The organism is Pseudaestuariivita sp. (assembly GCF_052825805.1).
Genome location: NZ_JBRBVB010000002.1, coordinates 1 through 19,872, shown reverse-complemented (window position 1 = coordinate 19,872; position 19,872 = coordinate 1). Strand labels below are relative to the sequence as shown.

At 62.2% G+C, this 19,872-nt stretch carries 15 protein-coding genes; 7 read left to right on the top strand and 8 right to left on the bottom strand.

Going from position 1 to position 19,872, the window contains the following annotated elements; all coding sequences use genetic code 11:
- The first annotated feature begins 51 nt into the window (after nucleotides 1–51).
- A complete protein-coding gene (locus ACU0B3_RS01170; protein ID WP_446258977.1) occupies nucleotides 52–2,397 on the top strand; it encodes a TRAP transporter fused permease subunit in 2,346 nt (781 codons plus the stop codon).
- A 22-nt stretch (nucleotides 2,398–2,419) separates the two neighbouring features.
- On the opposite strand, the gene ACU0B3_RS01165 is transcribed toward ACU0B3_RS01170, so the two are convergent.
- The 7 genes from ACU0B3_RS01165 to ACU0B3_RS01135 all read right to left on the bottom strand — a co-directional run bounded on the left by ACU0B3_RS01165 (nucleotide 2,420) and on the right by ACU0B3_RS01135 (nucleotide 10,082).
- On the bottom strand, nucleotides 2,420–3,916 hold the full coding sequence (locus ACU0B3_RS01165; RefSeq protein WP_446258976.1) for a mannitol dehydrogenase family protein: 1,497 nt from the start codon (nucleotides 3,914–3,916) through the stop codon (nucleotides 2,420–2,422).
- On the bottom strand, nucleotides 3,904–4,677 hold the full coding sequence (locus tag ACU0B3_RS01160) for an L-iditol 2-dehydrogenase (protein ID WP_446258975.1): 774 nt from the start codon (nucleotides 4,675–4,677) through the stop codon (nucleotides 3,904–3,906). The genes ACU0B3_RS01165 and ACU0B3_RS01160 overlap by 13 nt, the downstream gene beginning before the upstream one ends.
- Nucleotides 4,674–5,678, bottom strand: coding sequence for an ABC transporter ATP-binding protein (locus ACU0B3_RS01155; RefSeq protein ID WP_446258974.1), 1,005 nt, complete (start codon nucleotides 5,676–5,678; stop codon nucleotides 4,674–4,676). Before ACU0B3_RS01155 ends, ACU0B3_RS01160 begins: the two co-directional genes overlap by 4 nt.
- A gap of 21 nt (nucleotides 5,679–5,699) precedes the next feature.
- Nucleotides 5,700–6,533: a carbohydrate ABC transporter permease gene (locus ACU0B3_RS01150; protein ID WP_446258973.1), complete on the bottom strand. Its 834-nt coding sequence runs from the start codon at nucleotides 6,531–6,533 to the stop codon at nucleotides 5,700–5,702.
- 7 nt (nucleotides 6,534–6,540) lie between these two features.
- Nucleotides 6,541–7,479 (bottom strand): carbohydrate ABC transporter permease, encoded by a 939-nt coding sequence (locus ACU0B3_RS01145; RefSeq protein WP_446258972.1) that lies wholly within the window; start codon nucleotides 7,477–7,479, stop codon nucleotides 6,541–6,543.
- 165 nt (nucleotides 7,480–7,644) lie between these two features.
- Complete coding sequence (locus ACU0B3_RS01140) at nucleotides 7,645–8,937, bottom strand: ABC transporter substrate-binding protein (protein WP_446258971.1); 1,293 nt, start codon at nucleotides 8,935–8,937, stop codon at nucleotides 7,645–7,647.
- Nucleotides 8,938–9,050: 113 nt separating this feature from the next.
- The gene (locus tag ACU0B3_RS01135) at nucleotides 9,051–10,082 is read right to left on the bottom strand and encodes a LacI family DNA-binding transcriptional regulator (protein ID WP_446258970.1); all 1,032 of its coding nucleotides are present in this window, start codon (nucleotides 10,080–10,082) and stop codon (nucleotides 9,051–9,053) included.
- A 720-nt stretch (nucleotides 10,083–10,802) separates the two neighbouring features.
- Here ACU0B3_RS01135 and ACU0B3_RS01130 point away from each other — a divergent pair.
- From ACU0B3_RS01130 to ACU0B3_RS01115, 4 genes are read left to right on the top strand one after another with little or no spacing between them, the layout of a single operon-like run.
- Nucleotides 10,803–11,687 carry a substrate-binding periplasmic protein gene (locus ACU0B3_RS01130; RefSeq protein ID WP_446258969.1) on the top strand — a complete coding sequence of 295 codons (885 nt, stop codon included), beginning with the start codon at nucleotides 10,803–10,805 and terminating at the stop codon, nucleotides 11,685–11,687.
- Nucleotides 11,684–12,595 (top strand): hypothetical protein, encoded by a 912-nt coding sequence (locus tag ACU0B3_RS01125; RefSeq protein WP_446258968.1) that lies wholly within the window; start codon nucleotides 11,684–11,686, stop codon nucleotides 12,593–12,595. Before ACU0B3_RS01130 ends, ACU0B3_RS01125 begins: the two co-directional genes overlap by 4 nt.
- A complete protein-coding gene (locus tag ACU0B3_RS01120) occupies nucleotides 12,585–14,558 on the top strand; it encodes a SpoIIE family protein phosphatase (protein ID WP_446258967.1) in 1,974 nt (657 codons plus the stop codon). Before ACU0B3_RS01125 ends, ACU0B3_RS01120 begins: the two co-directional genes overlap by 11 nt.
- A 52-nt stretch (nucleotides 14,559–14,610) precedes the next feature.
- The gene (locus tag ACU0B3_RS01115; protein ID WP_446258966.1) at nucleotides 14,611–16,203 is read left to right on the top strand and encodes a Na/Pi symporter; all 1,593 of its coding nucleotides are present in this window, start codon (nucleotides 14,611–14,613) and stop codon (nucleotides 16,201–16,203) included.
- A 64-nt stretch (nucleotides 16,204–16,267) separates the two neighbouring features.
- Here ACU0B3_RS01115 and ACU0B3_RS01110 read toward each other — a convergent pair whose 3' ends face one another.
- Complete coding sequence (locus ACU0B3_RS01110) at nucleotides 16,268–17,026, bottom strand: anti-sigma factor antagonist (protein ID WP_446258965.1); 759 nt, start codon at nucleotides 17,024–17,026, stop codon at nucleotides 16,268–16,270.
- A 903-nt stretch (nucleotides 17,027–17,929) separates the two neighbouring features.
- Between ACU0B3_RS01110 and ACU0B3_RS01105 the strand changes: the two genes are divergently transcribed.
- Nucleotides 17,930–18,559, top strand: a complete 630-nt coding sequence (locus tag ACU0B3_RS01105; RefSeq protein ID WP_446258964.1) for a response regulator — start codon at nucleotides 17,930–17,932, stop codon at nucleotides 18,557–18,559.
- 44 nt (nucleotides 18,560–18,603) lie between these two features.
- Nucleotides 18,604–19,668 carry a sensor histidine kinase gene (locus ACU0B3_RS01100; RefSeq protein WP_446258963.1) on the top strand — a complete coding sequence of 355 codons (1,065 nt, stop codon included), beginning with the start codon at nucleotides 18,604–18,606 and terminating at the stop codon, nucleotides 19,666–19,668.
- The last annotated feature ends 204 nt before the right edge of the window (nucleotides 19,669–19,872 follow it).

The window sequence follows — 19,872 nt, the reverse complement described above, 5'->3', positions numbered from 1 at the left end:
GCGTGCCTGTGGTGCGTGCCGGTCTGTTTCCATGCGGTGACGAGGCGCGGGATGTCCGACATATCAACCCAAGACCAACGCCCCAGGAGCCTGGCACGCGCTGCGCTTTACACGCTCTCGCTGTTGCTGGTCGTGGTGGGACTGCTCAACTCCACACCGGGCATTCCCGGTTATGACGCGCTGGTGGGCGGCCTCTTCGGAGATGCTGGGCTGACGCTGCGCAAGTTCCCGACGGAATGGTTTTATCCGGCGGTCTTTGCCCTGATGATGAGCGTCGTGGTGCTGCGGCACTCGATGTGGCGCGACTGGCGGGAAAAGGCGCCGGCGCGGCGGGCCTTTGGCCTCGCGCTCGACATCGCGCTTGTGGTCATGGCGGCCACCATCGCGCTCACCTACCTGATCGAGATCGAGTCCGTCTGCCTCATCGACCGGCTCAACGGCGACCGCGCGCGTCTGATCGCGCAGAGCCTCGCGGCGGCGGCGGAGTTCAACGCCAGCCTCGGTCTGCCCGCGCCCGAGACGGTGGACGATCCGCAATGCGTGAACACCACGGGCGGCTGGCTGGTGCTGATCGTCGGCCTCGCGGTGGTCGTGTTCCTGGCCTACAACGTCAAGGTCTGGGGCCTGCCGCTGGTCATCGTCGCGATCCTGATCGCCAGCTACACGATCCTGACGGTGCTGGTCTGGTACGTCTACGGCGCGGAGGACATCAACAAGTACCTGGTGACCAAGCTCGCCGGTGAGCCGCGCCTCTTGTCGGACGGACGCCCCCGTGTGCACGACGTGCTGGTCAACAACGCCTCGGGCCTTCTGGGCCGGTTCATGGACATCGTGCTGAACACGATCTTTCCGTACCTCGTCCTTGGCGCACTCTTTGGCAGTTCCGCCGGCGGGCGGTCCCTGATCAAGCTGGCGTTCCGCTGGACGCGCCACTTGCGCGGCGGGCCGGCACATGCCGCCATCGTCTCTTCCGCGATGTTCGGGACGATCTCGGGCGGGCCGATCGTGAACGTGCTGTCGACCGGAGTTCTGACGATCCCGATGATGGTCAAGCGCGGTTTTTCCAAGGTTTTCGCCGGCGGGGTGGAGGCTGCCGCCTCCTCCGGCGGGTCGATCATGCCGCCGGTGATGGGAGTGGCCGCCTTCGTGCTCGCGTCACTTACTTCCGTCCCTTACTCGAGCGTGATCGTGGCGGCGCTGATCCCGGCGCTGGCCTATTTCTTTTGCCTGTTCCTGTCGGCGGTCTTCCAGTCGCGCAAGCAGAACATCACCGCGATCGGCACCCTGACCGAGGACATGATCCTCGACCGGCAGGACTACCTCAATCTGACGATGGTGTTCGGCCCGATCCTTTTGATCCTGACGCTGCTTTTGATCCCCAAGGACGCCGTCGGTTGCGGCCTTTTGGGCGGCGTCTTGGGGGCGGAGCGCACATTTTCGGACGGCGCTTGCAGCGTTCAAAGCCTCAGCTGGTTCCTGACGACGGTCCAGAACGCCTCCGGCTCGGCAGGCGCCGCCGGCTGGTGGGCCGTCATGCTGCTGCTCGCTCTTTTGTTTCTGGACCCGGAAATCCGTTCAACGCCGCGCAAGATCGTCGACGCGCTGGCGGAGGCAGGCGGGTTGATTGCTACGCTTTACCTGATGTTTCTGGCGGTCTCGATCATTGACTTTTGCCTGTCTTTTACAGGACTGCCCGTGTTCCTGTCGCTCGACGTGCTGGCATGGCTCAACAGCCTTAACCTTGGAAGTGGTGGCTCGTCCCTGTCGCAGTTCATCGCGCTGCTGCTGACCATGCTGCTCGCCGTCCTGCTCGGCATGGGGATGCCTGCCGTGCCCGCCTATATCAACGCGGCACTTTTGATGAGCCCCGTACTGGCTGGCCTCGGGCTGTCACTTTTCACGGCGCACATGTTCATCTTCTACTTTGCCGTCGCGAGCGCCATCACACCGCCCGTCGCGCTGGCGGCGTTTGCCGCCGCTTCGATCACCAAGGCCGAGCCCATGGCCACCGGGTTTTCCGCCGTCAAGTCCGGGATCGTGATGTTCGTGGTGCCCTTCGTCTTTGCCTTCCATCCCGAACTGCTCCTGATCCCGGAGGCCGTGCTCGATCCACGATCAAGCGCCGGAGCCTACCTGCCGGGCTATGACGGCGCGCTTCGGCTGGGGGCGCTCGCGCTTTTGCTGGGGCGTCTGGCGCTGGCGCTCTACCTCGTCTCCTCGGCCATGGCCGCGTTCGACCGTCGGCGCCTTGCAGCTTGGGAGATCATGGCACGGCTGGGTCTGGCGGTTCTGCTCCTGTCCCGCGTCGAGAGCCTCTGGCTGGCAGCCGCCGCCTTGAGCGTGGCCGCGCTGGCGCTGCACGCCTGGCGCAGCCGCAGGGCGCCGGTCGCGACCTGAGACAGGCTCCGCCTTAGGCGCCTCAGCTTATGCGTGCTTCGGCAAGAACCCGGCCCGCGTAGCCATTCAGCGCCGCCTCGCACCCCTCGCGCCAGATCACGGACAACCATGTGCAAAAGGCCGTCGCAAAGGGCGCAGCCTCGGCGAGATCGCCGTAGATCCTGTCCTGCTCGAGCCAGGCCATGGGGCGGTCCCTGGCCTCGAGCGCAGCGGCCTGGAGGCTGTCCCAGATCGGGTCGTTCGGCTCAATGGTGCTGCCGTCCTCGCGCACACCTGCGCACATGCGCGCCCAGAGCGCCTCGACAAGCGCCAGCCCCTCGGCAGACCTGCCCGCGGCAAGCTGGTCGCGCACGATGGGCAGGACAAATCCGGTGTGCCGCGCCGAGCCGTCAAAGGCGACGCGGCGCGTGGTGTCAACGATCCGGGGGTTGGAAAAGCGCGCCTCGATCAGGTCCACATAGGCGGCGGGCGTCTTGCCCGGCACCGGCGCCACGGTTGGCGCGATCTCTTCGTGTTCGACCTTGTTGAAGAGCGCCATGATCCCCGGGTGCGCCATGCAGTCGGCGATGGTCTTCAGACCGAGGACCTCGCCGGCGTTCGCGATCACCTGGTGGCCGGCGTTGAGGATGCGGATCTTCATCGTCTCGTAGGCGTGCACGTCTGCCGAGAAGGTCGCGCCGATCCTGTCCCAGTCGGGACGCCCGGCGCAAAAGTGATCCTCGATCACCCATTGGCGGAAGGTCTCGTGCGTGACGACGCAAGGGTCGGAAATGCCAAACTCCGTTGCGAGCGCGCGCTCGGTTGGTCCCGTGGCGGGCACGATGCAGTCCACCATCGAGTTCGGAAAGGTCACGTGCGCGTCGATCCAGCCCGCAAGCTCCGGGTCGGACATGCCCGCGAGCGACACCACCGTTTGGCGCAGGATATCGCCATTGCCTTGCAGGTTGTCGCAGCTGAGCGCGGTGAAGGGCCCATGGCCGGCATCCCGGCGTATGCGCAGCGCGGCGATCATGGCGCCAAACGCCGTCTTCGGAGCCTCGGGGTGTGCTGCATCATGGATCAGGTCGGGATGGCCGGCGGCAAAGCCCTTGGTGACCGGGTCGACGAAATACCCGCTTTCGGTGACGGTCAACGAGACGATACGGATCGCCGGATCGGCCATCTGCGCGATGAGCGACGCGTTGCCCTCCTCGATGGGCAGGTAGCCCGTCATCGCGCCTGTCACCTCGGCGGACACTGCTTTGGGATCGAGCTCGATCAGGGTCGTCAGGCAATCCTGCGCCAGAAGCTTGTCCCGCATGGCCGCATCATAGGGGCGCACGCCCGCGCCGATGATGGCCCAGTCGAGCGCATCGCCCGCCTGCATCAGCCGGTGCAGGTACCACGCTTGGTGCGCACGGTGAAAGTTGCCCACGCCGATGTGCACGATCCCCGGCGTCAAAGCTGTCCGGTCGTATTGTGGATGCCCAACGGTCAGCTCTGAAAGCAGCGCGTTCGAAAGCGAGATCAACTCATCCATTGTCCACCATCCACATTGTAGGTTTGCGCCACGATGTAGCGCGCCGCACCCGTGGCGAGAAAGACGGCGAGCCCCGTCAGGTCATCGGGTGTGCCCATGCGCCCGAAGGGCACGCCGGCGCCGACTTCGCGCTTTTTCTGGCCCGGGGCCTTGTTTTCGTATTTGGCAAAGAAGGCATCGACGCCATCCCAGTGCTCGCCGTCCACAACGCCGGGCGAGATGGCGTTCACGTTGATCCCGTGTTTGATGAGATCGAGCCCCGCCGATTGGGTCAGACTGATGACGGCGGCCTTGGTGGCGCAATAGACCGCCACCAGCGGCTCACCGCGTCGCCCGGCCTGGCTTGCCATGTTGATGATCGTCCCGCCCTCTCCGCGGTCGATCATGTGCCGGGCAACTGCCTGCATCGTAAAAAGCGTGCCTGCCACGTTGATGTCGAAGACGCGCGCGTAGTCCGCCCGGTCGATCTCGACGATGGGCGCCGCCGTGAAGAGCGCCGCGTTGTTGATGAGAATGTCGATCTTTCCGAAAGCCTCCACGGTCTCGGCGACCGCCGCGTCGATGCTTGCCTGGTCGGTGACATCCATGCGCACGGCCCGCGCTGCCGTGCCAAGCTCCCGGGCCGTCTCGGCTCCGCGGTCCATGTCGATGTCCGCGATGGCGACCTGCGCACCCTCGCGCACATACGCGGCCGCAAAGGCCCGCCCGATCCCCCGGGCGGCGCCTGTGATCAAAGCTGTTTTGCCAGCCAACTGCATCATTCGATCCGTAGGCCCTGAGCGTCGAACTTGTGCAGTTGCGCCATGTCCGGCGTCAAGAAGACCGTGTCGCCATGCTTGAAGTCGACGCCACCTGCGGCCCGGACGGTGATCGGATCACATCCTTCGATCCCGTGAATGTGGATGAAGGTGTCGGAGCCGAGGTGTTCGGCGACACCCACCGTCCCTTGCCACAGCCCGTCGGTGCTCGACACAGCCGTGTGTTCGGGACGGATGCCGATGGTGTGCGCGCCGTGCTTTTCCGCCTCTGCGCCTTCGATCAGGTTCATCTTGGGCGAGCCGATGAAGCCCGCGACAAACTTGTTGCGCGGGCGATGGTAAAGCTCGAGCGGGCTGCCGACCTGCTCGATCACGCCGGCCTGGAGCACGACGATCTTGTTGGCCATGGTCATGGCTTCGACCTGGTCGTGCGTGACGTAGATCATCGTCGTCTTCATCCGCTCGTGCATCTCGGTGATCTCGAGACGCATGCCCACGCGGAGCGCCGCATCGAGGTTCGAAAGAGGCTCGTCAAAGAGGAAGGCCGACGGGTCGCGGACAATCGCACGGCCAATGGCCACCCGCTGACGTTGCCCACCAGAGAGCTGACCGGGTTTGCGGTCGAGATAGTCCGTGAGGTTCAGCGACTTGGCCGCAGCGGTGATCCGCTTCTCCTGCTCTTCCTCGCTCATGCCCGCCATGCGCATCGGAAAGGCGATGTTCTTGCGCACGGTCATGTGCGGGTAAAGCGCGTAGGTCTGGAACACCATCGCCAGCCCGCGTTTGGAAGGCGAGACTTCGGTGACATCCTCGCCGTCGATGATGACGCGGCCCGTGGTGGCGTCTTCAAGCCCCGCGATCACCCGCAGGAGCGTGGACTTGCCACATCCCGAAGGGCCGACAAAGACCGCGAACTCGCCATCTTCGATGGTCAGGTCCAGGGGCGGGATGACCTGCGTTTCACCAAAGCTCTTGGTGACTTGTTCGAGAACGATGCGTCCCATGATCTTGTCCTTTTCCCAGAGTTACTTGACCGCACCGAAGGTGAGACCTTGGACGAGTTGTTTTTGGCAGAACCAGCCCAGAACGATGATCGGGCCGACGGCGGCTGCAGAGACGGCGGACAGGCGTCCGAAGAAAAGCCCCTCGGGCGCGCGGTTGCCTTCGATGAGTTTCGACAGGGTCGCGGCCTCCGTCGTCGTCAGACGCACGGTCCAGTAGGCTTCGTTCCAGCAGAAGATGAAACACAGGAGCGCCGTCGAGGCGATGCCGCCCCAGGCCAGCGGGATGAGGATCTCGCGGATCTCGCCCCAGGTGTTCACACCGTCCATCTGTCCGGCCTCGATGATCTCCTTGGGGATCTCCTTGAAGTAGGTGAAGAGCATCCAGATCACGATCGGCAGATTGATCAGCATCAACACGACGATGATCAGAAAGTGCGTGTCGAAGAGACCAAGGCTCTTGGTCAGGAAGGTCATCGGGTAGAGCACAGCCGCCGCCGGCAGCATCTTGGTCGACAGCATCCACATCAGCACGTCCTTGGTGCGCCGCGTAGGATTGAACGCCATGGCGTAGGCGCAAGGAATGCCGACTGCGAGGGCAAAGATGGTGGCAAAGACCGCCGTGATGACCGAGTTGGTCGCAAAGCGCCAATAGTCGTAATTCTCGGTCATGTTCAGGTAATTGTCGAGCGTCGGCGTGAAGAAGAAGAGGAACTCCGGCTTCACCGCATCCGCGTCTGTCTTGAAGCTGGTCAGCACCAGCCAGAAGATCGGGAAGAAGAAGAGCAGCCCGACAACCCAGGCCAAAATCGTGCGACCCGTTTTTCCATACTTGGACTGTTGTGCAACGATAGCCATGGCTGGGTTACTCCATCAGTGTCTTGCCGACCATCCGCAGAAGGAAGATGGCGACGATGTTGGCGAGGATGACAGCAAAGATACCCGTGGCAGATGCCGCGCCGATGTTGTTGTTGGCAAACTCACCGATCAGATACGGCAGGTTTTTGTTGCCGTTCCCGCGGCTGACGATCTCGATCTCGGCATAAAGCGAGAGGTGAAAGATCGCCTGGATCATCACCACGATCGCGATGGGCCGTCCGAGGTGCGGCAATGTCAGGAACCGGAACTGCGACCAGGCGCTGGCGCCGTCGAGGATGGCCGCCTCCTTCTGCTGCTGGTCTTCGGATTGCAGCGAGGTCATGAAGATCAGCACCGCAAAGGGCGTCCACTGCCAGGTGACCATGATGATCACCGCATAGGCCGAAGTCTGCGTCGCGCGGAAGGAGATCGGCTCAAGCGTCGGCCAGAGCGAGAAGAACCAGCCCACCAAAGGCGCGTCCTTGAGCCCCGCGATCCAGGCGTTGATCCCCTCGACCGCGATCCCCTGAAGACCCAGCACGGGGTCGAGGATCATGTTGATCCAGAGCACTGCATTCACCGCCGGCATCACGAAAAAGGGCGAGATCAGCAGAACCCGCACGATCCCCTGCCCCGGGAAGCTCTTGTTGATCAGCACGGCGATCAGAACGCCGAGAATGACGGTCAGAAAGAGGATGCTGCCAACGATGAGCAGGCTGTTCTGGATGGCAAAGAGAAAGTCCTTCGACTTCAGAACGAACTCGTAGTTGCCAAACCCGCGCCAGTTGCTGAGCGAAGGCGTTGTCCATTCAGGGCGACGCAGCGAGTTAAGAACATAACGAATGAACGAGAAATAAAGCGTCATCGACAGCGGGACGATCATCCAGATCAGCAGCAGGATAACCGCCGGTGACTGAAGCAGACGTGGTAGCTTTCGACTGGACATGACTTAGCCCCCCTCGCGACGCGCAATGCTCGCAATGCGTTGAGTTGTTTTCGGTTTTTATGAGTTTGGGTGTTCGGCACGGATGGCGGTCTGAACGCCGGATGTGCCTTAAACTCCGGGTGGGAAGGCCCGATCGGAACCGGGCCCTCCACTCAGGTCAGGCGATCAGTAGCCTGCCTCTTCCATGATCGATTCAGCTGCTGCTTGGGAGGCGGCCAGCGCTTCGTCCACGGATTTCGCACCGGACAGAGCCGCGGCGATCTCTTGCGCAACCGCGGAGCCGACTTCCGGGAATTCCGGGATCGCGGCGAACTGGACACCGACGTAGGGCTTCAGATCGGTCGCTTCGGGTGCTGCGGATTCGATGGCGGCCATTTCGGCTGCGGCGAAACCGGCCACTTCCTGGAACTCGGGGATCGCGTAGGTCGATGCGCGCTGACCGGTCGGAACCGAGCCCCAGCCAAAGTCGGGGTGTGCTGCCACGGCTTGCACGTACTCTTTGGAGGTTGCCCACTCGATGAAGGCTTTTGCTTCGTCGGTGTTCTCGGTGCCCGACGGAACCGCCATGGCCCACGCCCAGAGCCAGTTCGCACCAACCGGGTTGCCCGCGTTCGGCGACTGCGCATAGGCGACGCCGTCAACCTCGAGGAAGGATGCCGCGATGGTCGCGTCGATCCAGAGGCCGCACTTGCCTTCGTTGTAAAGCGCGAGGATCTCGTTGAACGAGTTGCCTTCCGAGCCCGGAGGGCCGTAGTTGCCCAGCAGGTCGACGTAGAAGTTGATGGCCTCGCGCCATTCGTCGCTGTCGATGGTCGGCTTGAAGTCCGCGTCGAACCAGGCACCGCCGAACGAGTTCACCATGGTGGTGACAAACGCCATGTTGTCGCCCCAGCCCGGCTTGCCGCGCAGGCACGCGCCGTAGACGCCGTTGTCCGGGTCGTGCACGGCAGCCGCCGCGGCTTTCACGTTCTCCCAGCTGTCATTGTCCGCGATCGATACGCCAGCGGCATCCATGAGGTCCTTGCGGTACATGACCATCGACGATTCACCGTAGAACGGCGCGGCGTACATGGTGCCCTCGTGCGACAGACCTGCGCGGATCGCCGGCAGGATGTCGTCCATGTCGTACTCGGCGCCGAACTCGAGCGGTTCGATCCAGCCGGCCGCACCCCAGATGGGCGCTTCCTGCATGCCGATGTTGATGATGTCGTACTGGCCGCCACCGGTGGCCGTGTCGGACGTAACCTGCTCGCGCAGCACGCCTTCTTCGAGCGACACCCAGTTGAGCGCGACGCCGGTCTCCTCGGTGTAGGCTTCCGCGACCTTCTGCATGTTGATCATGTGACCGTTGTTCACGATCGCGATGGTCAGCTCCTTGGCGTGACCATCGGCCAAGGCACCCACGGTGCCGGCCAGTGTCAGTGCGGTTGCACCGAGAAGCGCATTTCTGATTTTCATCCCCAATTCCTCCTAGCTTGGTGATTGAGGTGACGCTACCGTGGTCGACAACGCGAAGTCAATTCTAAATTTGCGCGCGTAAATATTTTTGCATGCCACTGTATATCAACGATTTATGCCGAATCCCGCATCACAAGTCGGCCATCGAACATGGTTTCGGACTTGTCGGAACTCTCCGCCCCTTCGTCGAGCAAACTGAAAAGCTCGCTCACCGCGCGAGTCGCAATCGCCTCGTAATCCTGCGCGATCGTCGTCAGCGGCGGACAGGTGAACCGCGAAAAGGGGTGGTCGTCATGCCCTGCGATGCGGATGTCGCACTCCGCGCCGTGGCCGACCTTGAGCCCCTGCTGAAACGCAGCCGACAGAAGCCCGATGGCCAGGCGATCGTTGCTGCAAAGAATGGTGTTCGTCTTGAACGCCTTGCTCGCGAGAAGGCGCCCGCCCTCCGCGCTGCCGATCTCCTCAAAGTTCCAGCCGTCGCCCTTGGCCTGATAGATGTGCGGCTCCTGCCCATGCCGCTCCATGCTTTCCAGGTAGGCGTGGCGCCGCTTGTTGGCATTCGGGTTCTTGGCCGCCTCGACTTCGAAAAAGCAGGGCGGCTCCCCGCTCCGACACAGGTATTCCACCATCAAATCAACGCTTTGATCGTTGTTTGTGCCGACGAACGCCTGGCCGACATCCCTGATGTTGGCATCGAAGAGCACGAGCGGAAAATCGTCGTCGATCTCTTCCACCGCCTTCGCATCGGAGATGCGGCCGAACGGCGCCAGCAGGATGCCCGCCGGTTTCAACGCCCGCAGGGACTGCAGGTTCTCGCGCTCCATGCTCGGCTTGCCGTGGGAGCTGAGCAGAATGGGGCTGAACCCGGCATCGATGCAGGCAAGCTCCACACGCCGGCCGATCTCGGAAAAGAAAGGGTCAGCCAGGTTCGGCACCACGATCCCAATATTCTTGGTCGTGCGCCTGTTTTGGTTCATCGCAAAGACGTTCGGCTGATAATCGTGCCGCTTGAGCGCGTCTTCGATCTTGGCCCGCGTCGTTGCGCGCACGCTGTCGGGATCGTTGAAATACTTCGAGACCGTCGGCCGCGATATCCCGCTCACGGCCGCGAACTCTTCCATATTCCGAATGCGTGAACGTCCCATCTTTACACCGGTTTCTTTCGAAAGATACGCGCGGCAAACAAAACCTACCGACTTTGACACCCGAGCGTCAAGAAATTTGGATAATAGCCAAAAAACGCGAAATGCAAGGAAGCCCGCCTTTTGGCAAGGCCCCGGCTTTGTAGAACCTAGCCATTTCTTTCAACGATGTTGCGGGGATTGCCCCGTCCCAGCCGGATCGGTGCAGGCCGTTAAGTCCGGAACTCCAAAGCGCCATGGGATCGCCGCCGGCACGTGACGTCCGTTAGCGTGCACAGGCCGCAGCAACGCACCCAGTCCGACCACCCCACCAACGCGCAGGGTGGGAGGGTCCGTTTGCTGCGGCCCGGATAGCGGGGCGATGGTCATCGGTGCGGTCCGTCATCCCAAGGTTGAACTTCAGCGATGCGTGGGGCGCCACAACACGTTGGTGCGAGGTCATATAATACGTCAAAAGACATAGTATTATGAGTGAATCATGTGTTGGAATATAACTGTGATCTCAGCACGCCCCCGAAGCACCAAAGTAGCGACCCTTTCTTAAGTTCCTAAAAAAGTTGAATATTTATTCATTTGCGCACTGCCAACGCCGGCCGAATGGGCCACGGCCCCACGCGCAAAAAGTGTGCAGCCGATTAAACTAGGTTGTTTACCTATTTTCTCGTGCCGGTTTCTGGGCAAAGCTTTGACCCATTGATCTTACCACCTTTCTCGCGAGGCAACATGACCACTCGGACCTTCAGATTTTCCGCGCTTGTCGTGGCCGCCATCATCGCTGCAAACACGGCAACGGCACGCCCACTGGAAGAAATCCTCAACTCCGGCGTATTGCGCGCTTGCGTTCCAACGGCCAATCCGCCCGACGGTGAAGTTATCCCGGAAGGATGCACGGGCTATTGCCAGTACGAAGGCATCATTGGCGATCTGGTCGAAACGTTCGCAGACAGCATCGATGTGACGCCCGAATACTACGTCCAAAGTTGGGACTCGCTTTTTCACAACGCCGATGGCGAGACGGTCAAAGACGCCTCCTACACGCCCCGCGCCATGGAGGCAGAGCAGTGCGACATGATCGGCGCGGTGATGGTGCCGCTCGAGTGGCGGCTCAAAAAGATGGATATGGAGTGTTTCCTGCCCTCCCGCATGATGGTGGTGACGCATCGCGACCGGGTGGGAGACTTCTCGGGACCCGAGGACCTTGCCGGATTGTCGGTGGCCGTCGAGCGGAGCATGTATCTGCACGACTGGGTCGAGGATCAGAACGCAGGGATTTGGAGCGACAATCCTGCGACGATCCATTTCCGGGACTACAAGGACACCATCCCTGCCGTCGACCAAAAGGACGTCGATTTCACTGTCGTGTCCGTGCTCGATGCGCTCTACCAGACCCGGCACGTCTCCAAAAACTCGGTCGCGGCCTTTGCCGTCGGCGACACCAACACGGGATGCTGGGGGTACCGCAAAGGCGACACGGAGATGGGCGATCTGATCAAGTCCTTTTTCGAGGGTCAGACAGCTGAGCCGAACTCGGACCTGAACGCCGTTTGGCAAGCCTATTACGGCATGCGCTTCAGCGAGTTCGTGCGCCTGGTCAGCAGCATACAATGAAGGCGCTGATCTGGTCGCTGGCAAGCCTGGTGCTTGCGTCGACGGCCTTTTCAGGCACCTTGCAGGAGATCCAGGCGCGCGGGACCTTGCGCGCCTGTTTTGCTCCCATCCACCCGAGCTTTGCCAGCGTGGCCCCGGCTGGCTGCACCGAAGACTGCAGATTTTCAGGTCTGCATGTCGAACAGGCGCGCGCGTTTGCAAAGGCGCTTGGCGTGACCTTGGACCCGTCGATGCACCCCTGGCAGAGCCAGTTCGAGGATGCGGGCGGTGCCGTGCGCATGGGGGACACCTACGTTCCGCGTCTCTTGGCGGATGGCACGTGCGACGTGCTGCCGTCCAATCTCGCGCGGTTGCCGTGGCGGCTTAAGATGATGGAGATCGTGCCTCTGTTCTCGAGCCATATGATTGCCGTGATCCACGAAGACGATCGTGATCGGTTCAGCCGCGTGGCGCATTTTGCGGGAAAGCGAACGGCCGTGGTGCCCGGCTCGTCCTTTGAAAGCTGGCTCATGGCGCGAAACCTCGATGTCTTCGCGCAGGATCCGGTTGAGCTGGTGCCCCTGGGCGGCCGCGGGGCGTTGGAGATGGTGGCAGACAGGAGTGTCGACTTTTCGATTACGGATGCGGACATCGCGGTCCTGACCGCACGCGTCGAGGAGAGCAGCTTGCTCCCCGCGTTCACTGTCGGACCGGTGCAGGAGCTCGGTTGGGGCGTGTCGAAGGACAGCGTTGAGCTGCAACAGGCGCTGGCGCGTTTCTTTGCCGCACAGCGCGATCAGGGGCGGTCCACCATCAACCGGGCCTGGATCGAATACCTGGGTGTGAGCATCAACGGTTTCGAGGCACTTGTCGGTTCGCTCTCCTCCGATCCCGGAACGTCCGGGCTAGGCACGACCGATGGCGACTGAGAAGACAGCCGTCGCCGCATTCAACATGTCTCTGCGCCTGCGGCTGATCGTGTGGATCGTGGTGATCCTGGCTTTGGTCGTGGCCGCACTGACAACACTTATCGCGCGCCGCGCGTCCGAGGTGCTCGAGACCCAAACGCGTGCGCAGCTTGCCCAGATCACGGCGCAAAGTGCGCGGACGGTCGGTGACTTCTTGGATGCGCGGGCGCGGACAACGGCGCTTTGGGCGAACGATTCCCTGCTTCTTGCGGTTGCGCGTGATCCGGGGTTGCGCGCGGTCTTCATGCCTGGCCTGGCCACCTACCTCAACGGCTATGCCGAGCGTGAGCCGTGGATCTACGACATCATCGTGGTCGAAGACCGTGTGCCGATCTTTGCGCTCTCCGGGCGGAACCGGGTGCTATCCGAGGCGATGTCTTACGTCACCTTGACCAGCGAGGACATGCCCGCGCGCCAGATCGTCCGCGCGATTGGCGACAATCGCCGATTTATCGCTTTGCGCGAGCAGGCGGTGGATGATGGTCAGCCCCTCGAGGGCATCTACATCCTTCTGATCCTCGATCCCGAGGTGATGCATGAGGTGCTGCTGGCGGATGCCGCGCCGAGCGCATCCGGGTTCGTGTCGCTCCTCGGCTCGCGGGGCAGCCCATTCGGAGACCAAAGCCCGGACCTAGATCGGCGTCTCGCGCCCTCGTCGCAGGACTTCTTCGCCCAGTCGGAACTGACGGACGACTTTGCCATGACCGAGGTGCAGCCCGTGGAAAGGAGCGCCCTCTTCGTGATGGGTGTGGCGCCTTTGTCTGACATCGGCGGGCCGATCCGATCGTTCGTTACTCAGGCTGCCATCTTGGGTGTCGGTGCGATCTTGCTGGGGTTCGCCGGCACGCTCTATTTCACCGGCCGGGTCACGGCGCCGATCCGGCGGCTCACAACCGACGCACGAAGCCTCGCGCGGGCGCGGTTTGGCACCGTTAAGGTTGCCGCGAACGTGGCGACACCCGGCCAAGGCTACGGCCAGGACGAAGTCGGCGAGCTGGCGTCGGTTTTCGAACTCCTCGATCGCACCACGGAAGACTTGACCCACGCGAACGCACTTCTCGAGGATCGCAACCGCGCTTTGTCGGACACCCGCGAACGCCTGGCCTCCAACCTCGACCGGCTTGCCAACGAGCTCGACGCCGCCAGGCAATTGCAGCTGTCGATGGTGGCGAGCGAAGGTCAGGTGCAGCGCATCGGCCCGGCCAGCAGCATTGGACGCATGACCCCTGCGCGCGAGGTGGGTGGAGACTTCTTCGAGAGCCTGGCGCTGAATGATCACCGGGTGCTCTTCTTTATCGGGGACGTGTCTGACAAGGGCACGGCCTCCGCGCTGTTGATGTCGCGCACGGTGAGTTTGCTCAGGTTTGCCGCGCAGCAATCGACGGCTGTGTCTGGCAAAGTGCCAACGCCGTCAAACGTGTTGGCCCAGGTCAATCAGGAGCTTTGCCGGAACAACTCGACCCGGATGTTCGTGACGGTCTTCCTCGGCATCCTGGACACCCGCACCGGCGAGGTCACGTTTGCCAACGCGGGGCATATGAGCCCGCTCCGCACTGGGACTGGCACTGGCACTGGCACGGGTGACATCGTCCAAATCACGCGCGACCTTCCTGACCTGCCGCTCGGCGTCAAAGCGTCAGCGACCTATGCAACCGGCGCCATCCGGCTCACACCGAAGGAACGTCTGGTGCTCTATACGGACGGCGTCACCGAGGCGGAAAACAGCTCCGGGGTTTTCTTTGGCCTGCCCAAGCTCAAGTCGGCGATTGGCACCGCCGCGCACGCGCCTCTTCCCAAGCTCATCCGCAAAATCGAAACCGCGCTCGATACGTTCGTCGGTCAGACCAAGCAATTTGATGACATCACTTTGCTGGTTCTAGGTTGGGAACCTATTCCTGAAAACCGCTCCGCGGACGCAGATTGACGTCACTTTTATCACGCGGAGAATTTGCATGTTGGCCTCAACGACGGCGGGAATGCTCGCTGGATTCGGTCTCTTTTTCGTCGGTGTCTGGACGCTGACCGAAAATCTGAAAAAGCTCTCGGGACGCAGGCTCAGGCAGGCCGTGCAATCCTACACACGCCACCCCGCACTCGGTTTTTTCTGGGGAACACTTGTGGGCGGCATGGCGCAGAGCCTGGCGGCCGTCGTCTTTATCACGGTCGGCATGCTGACGGCCGGCATATTGACGATGCGCGCCGCCATTCCCTTGCTGGCTGGCGCCAACGTCGGCTCATCGCTGTTGGTCTTCCTGTCAACGATCGACCTCGAAGTGACCGTTCTGCTCGTGCTCGGCGTCTCGGGCATCATCATGACGCTCGTGAACAAGGACTGGCTCCGCCCCATAGCGCATGGGCTCTTTGGGTTGGGGCTTCTGTTCCTTGGGATCGGCTTCATTCAGTCGAATGCGGCGCCGCTTGTGGAACAGCCCTGGATGGCCGAAACGCTTGCCGAAAGCAGGAGCTCTTACGTCCTGATGTTCCTGATCGGCGCGGGCATGTGCATTTTGGCGCAGTCCGTGTCGGCGGTGACCATCCTGGCCAGCAGCCTCGGCGCGGCGGGCATCCTCACCCTCGACCAAACCATCCTCGTGATCTACGGCGCCAATGGGGGGTCCGGTGTCGTCACATACATGTTGGGCATCAACTTGCGCGGCACCGTCCGCCAGATCGCGCTTTTGCAGATCATCTCGACCAACATCTTTGGCACCGCGCTTTTTGTCGTGCTTTGGGCGATCGAAGTTGGGTACGGCGTGCCACTGGTCAAGGCTTTACTCGAATTCCTGACCGAGGATCTGGCCGCACAAATGGCGTTTCTCTACCTCGTTCTTTGTGCGCCCATCTGCGCGCTCCTCTTTGTGCTCCCCTCGACCGAGCGCTTCCTTGCCTGGGTTGCGCCTGCCACGCAGGCCGAACGTGACGCAAAGCCCGTCTATATCCTGACAACGCCGGTCTCCGACGTGCCTGCTGCCACTGCCGCCGCGCAAAGCGAGCAGGACAGGTTGATCTCGTACCTCGAAGTCTTCTTTGAAGCCTCGGACGGTGCAGGCAGCGCGCATAGCGTTGCCACCCTGGTCGACTCCTTTGTGAACTTGTCGACGGAAATCGACTATTATCTCGAGGATTTGGGACACGAGCCGCTCACGCCCGAGCAGTTCGACGCACTCAACAGGATCGTCTTCAGGCAGCGCATTCTCAGCTCCTTGCGCGAGACGATGGAGGAATATGCCAAGGCAATCAAGGCAGGCTCGGCGTCAGACGGCATGGCCCGGTTCACCTCGCTCTTGCGCACAGCTCTGCAGACGACAGTTGTCACCGCCAGCAGCGCCTTTGTCGAAGGACACAGCCGCGACATGGCGCGACTGCAGTCGATGGTGGGTGACCGGAGCGATGTCCTCGGCGAGGTCCGCCGCGCCTATCTGACCCACCATGTGGTCGAAGACCGGACCGAGCGGATGCGGCTGGTCAAGATGACCGTCATGGCCGAGCGCATCTTCTGGTCGCTGGATATGCTCCGAAAGACCCTTCAAACGCCGCCAGACGTGACGCGGCTCAAAGACCTGGCCTAGTCACGAATAAAAGCGCCGCCGCAGGACTTTCTGCGGCGGCGCTTTTTTGTGGGACTTGGAAAACCTAGCTGATGACAAAAGCGCGGGAGAGACCGCTGAGATCAAAGAGCTCGCGCACCTCTTCGGTCAAGTTCGCCAGATGCAAAGTGCCGCCCGCCTCCTCCGCCGCATCGCTCACCAAAAGCAAAGTCCGAAAGCCCGCGCTGGTCAGGTATTTGAGCTTGGCCAGATCAAGCGTGATCTTCTTGTGACCAGCCGAGACAAGCGCTGTCAGATGCTCGGTCAATTGCCCTGCGTTCCCGCTGTCGATCCGTCCTTCGAGCGACACGCGCGCCGTGTCGCCCTCGCGGGTTTCTTCGATTTCTAGTCCCTGAATCATGGTCTGACTTCCATCTTGTCTGAGGCTTATGGCCTTGGTGGCCTTGGTGATGTTGCGCCCTTCGGATCGCCGGTAGGTGAGCGTGTCCGTGAGGCTTTGAACCATCTCGAGGCCGCGCCCCCCGATCCGCGGCCGCGCATCTTGCGGGATGGGATGGCCCTGTGTCGGATCAAACGGCTTGCCCAGATCGGTGAACGTCAAGGTGACGACGCCCGCCTTGATGCGCATGGCGACCAGCACACGTTCCGCGGTCTCGACCGGCGGCTCGAATCCGTGGTGGACGATGTTGCTCAAGAGCTCATCGAGCACGATTTGAAGCCGGCCCGTCGCGCTGGGGGAAAACCCGTTCACTGCCGAAAAGCGGTCGAGCGCGGTCCGCGCCAGATCCATCTGGGGCACCGTGGGATGCACGCTGACGACGATGGAGGAGACAAGGCTGGTCATGTTAACATCCTGTCAAAAACAAACATACCCCGGTGCGGAAACCGCGGCAGGGGCGTCGTGGCACTGGGAGGGGGCGGTCTGGTCCGCATCAGGCGATCCGATTGTCATGTCGCCTTGTGCCCGGAGCGCGCAAGCAACCGCGACAGGCGGCTTCGACGGTCAGAGATGCAAGCGCTGCCGCGCCAAGCATAAGGCGGGACGGCAGCTGCGCCCTTATCGACGTCAGGCACGGATTGGTGTCCTGCATCCGCGATGGGCTCCAAAAGAGACTGTGCAAGACGCGGCGCGTCATATTCCAGGTGACGGACCGGTCGCGACCTCGGGACACGAGGTTTGCAACCGATCCGCCTGGCACTTTGTCCCGGCCCGTGGGGAGAGTGGCCAGAGACGTGCACATATGAGCGCCGCGCTGCACAGCCCTGAAACCGGCAGAGTTCACGGCCACACCAATGGGACGACAGTCGGGCGCATGGGCGACAGCGGCGCTTGCGCACCGTCTGCGGCAAGCCACAGGCCGCCAAGCGCCAAAAACCGCCTCCCAAAATTTAAAGGGTAAGCCCATGTGTCTGCCCGGCGCCGCAAGGCCGGCCCCGCATCAAGAGCCTTCGCCCAGGCGCAAAGCTGGTGCATCCCGGGTATCGCTGCGCGCAAGTTAGCTATCGCACAGGTCCAAAACCGCAGATCGTGCCATCGCGGTTTGTACTCGCGAAAAAGGCCCGTGCCGAGAGGCTGGCTCAAAGATGTTTGCGTCACAAAGATAACCTCCGGCACGGCCATATCCGCAGGCTACGCTGCCCGGCTGCCGCGCCCCATAGGTCAAACACCTATCGTGCCTGGGAAAATGCACGGGCATGACTTGATCCGCGGCCCTCAATGGCCGCACACTTTGGTGGGAGATAGTCCATGCCTGACGCGCCGATCCGAGTTTTCCTGGTCGATGACCACCCGATTGTCGAGGCCGGGCTGCGGCTCGGCTTCTCGCTCAGCGAGGATTTCGAGCTGGTCGGAACAGCCCTCAACCATGACGCGGCGCTGGAACGGCTCGACGACCTGAAACCCGACGTCATCGTGTCGGACCTCGTCATTGATGGCGATCTGGACCTCGAGTACCTGACGCAATACCGCGAACACGCCCCCGAGAGCCGCCTTGTCGCGTTCTCCTCTCTCCCCGAAGAGAGCTTCGCCGAGAGGTGCCGCGCAGCCGGCGCAGATGGTTATATCTCCAAGTCGACCTCACCGCATGACCTGGCCGCGCGGATCAGAGCGATCCTCAGGCAAGACCGCGCGCCTGTGAGCGTGTCGGCCGACCTCGACACGCCGGTGGTCGTCGAAGGTGTCATTTTGACCCCACGCGAAAGCCAGGTCGGCCGCAGGCTCGCGCAGGGTCAGAGCATGGGCGACATTGCCGAGGCATTCGGCATCTCGAAAAAGACCGCCGCGATACACCGCGACAACCTGCGGACAAAGCTGCACTGCGCCACGAGCCGGGAGCTCATTGCCCTTCTGGCGCGATCTTTGAGCAATACTTCATGAACCGAAGCCTCGCCATCAAAGTGGCGATTGCGATTGTGTCCGGTTTGGGCGGGCTCTATTCGTCCTGGGCTTTTTGGGGACTCGCTCTTCCAGCGATACTCGAGCGCGACAGACCGAGGCTCGCCGAGGTGGCGGCATGCGCTTCGGGCGCGCTTTGTGGTCTGTGCTTTCTGCTGCCCTTGTCGATCGCAGTGCCGATGCTTGCAGGGTGCAGCCTGTTTGCCGCGCTGATCTGCACGCAGCTCGCACCACGGATTTTGCCCGGGCTTGCCGGCCTCGGCGCCGTCATGCCGCTCGTGCAACCCGACACGTCAGTGGCGCCCGCGCTTGGCCTTCTTGCGGCAGCGATGTGCGTCGCGTGGGACCGTGACCGGCATCTGCGTGCGGACCGGACCGACCTCGAAGATCGGCTCGAGCGCCGCACGCACCGGATACGCTTTCTGCTCGGCGAAAGGGATGAAGTCACAACGCTTGCCGTGCACGATCTGCAAAGCCCCATCCAGGCGATCTCGGGCATGCAAAAGACGCTGCTGCACATGCTCGACACTGCGGACGCAGACCGCCATCAGATGCGCCAAGCGCTGAAGGCGGCAATTGCGACGAATGAGGACCTGTCCGCGCGGATCGGGTCACTTTTAGACGGCAGCCGGGATTATCTGGGCGGTGACCGCGAGACGACGCAAGTGCGCCGGGTTCTCGAGCAAGCCAAGGCCGCTCATGTGTTGGCGCTCAAGGAAAAGCGGATTGCCGTGAAGCTGGCGGTGGCGCCGTCTTTGTCGCTGCGCAATGGCGAGGACGTGATCGACATCCTCGACGTGCTCCTCGACAACGCGATCCAGCACAGTCCCGACGGCTCCAACATCTGTCTCAGCGCCGCGCCAATTGGTCCGGGCCGGTTGGGAATATCCATCGACGATGAAGGCCCGGGTATCGATCCGAAGACCCTGCAGACCCTGTTCGAGCCCAAAGCCACGGGACGCCGCGGCATCGGTCTTCATCTCGCGCGCCGCCGCGCACGGCTTCTCGGCGGCGAGTTGACCCTTGCGACTAGCAAGTTGGGCGGAAGCTGCTTCGAACTCCATCTGCCATCGGCCGAACACGGAGCCTGACATTCTGGTTGCTCGTTTGCCGTTGCCGTCCTGCCAAACCACTAACAACGGCGTTCAATCGCTGTGAACCGCCCCTTGTTTGCCGGAGACCCAGAAGTAGGGATACTGGGTCATGGGAAAGACGAAGTACGGAACACGTTATCCAGACGAATTGCGCGCGCGAGCGGTGCGGATGGCCTTGGATCACGAGACAGAATACGCGAG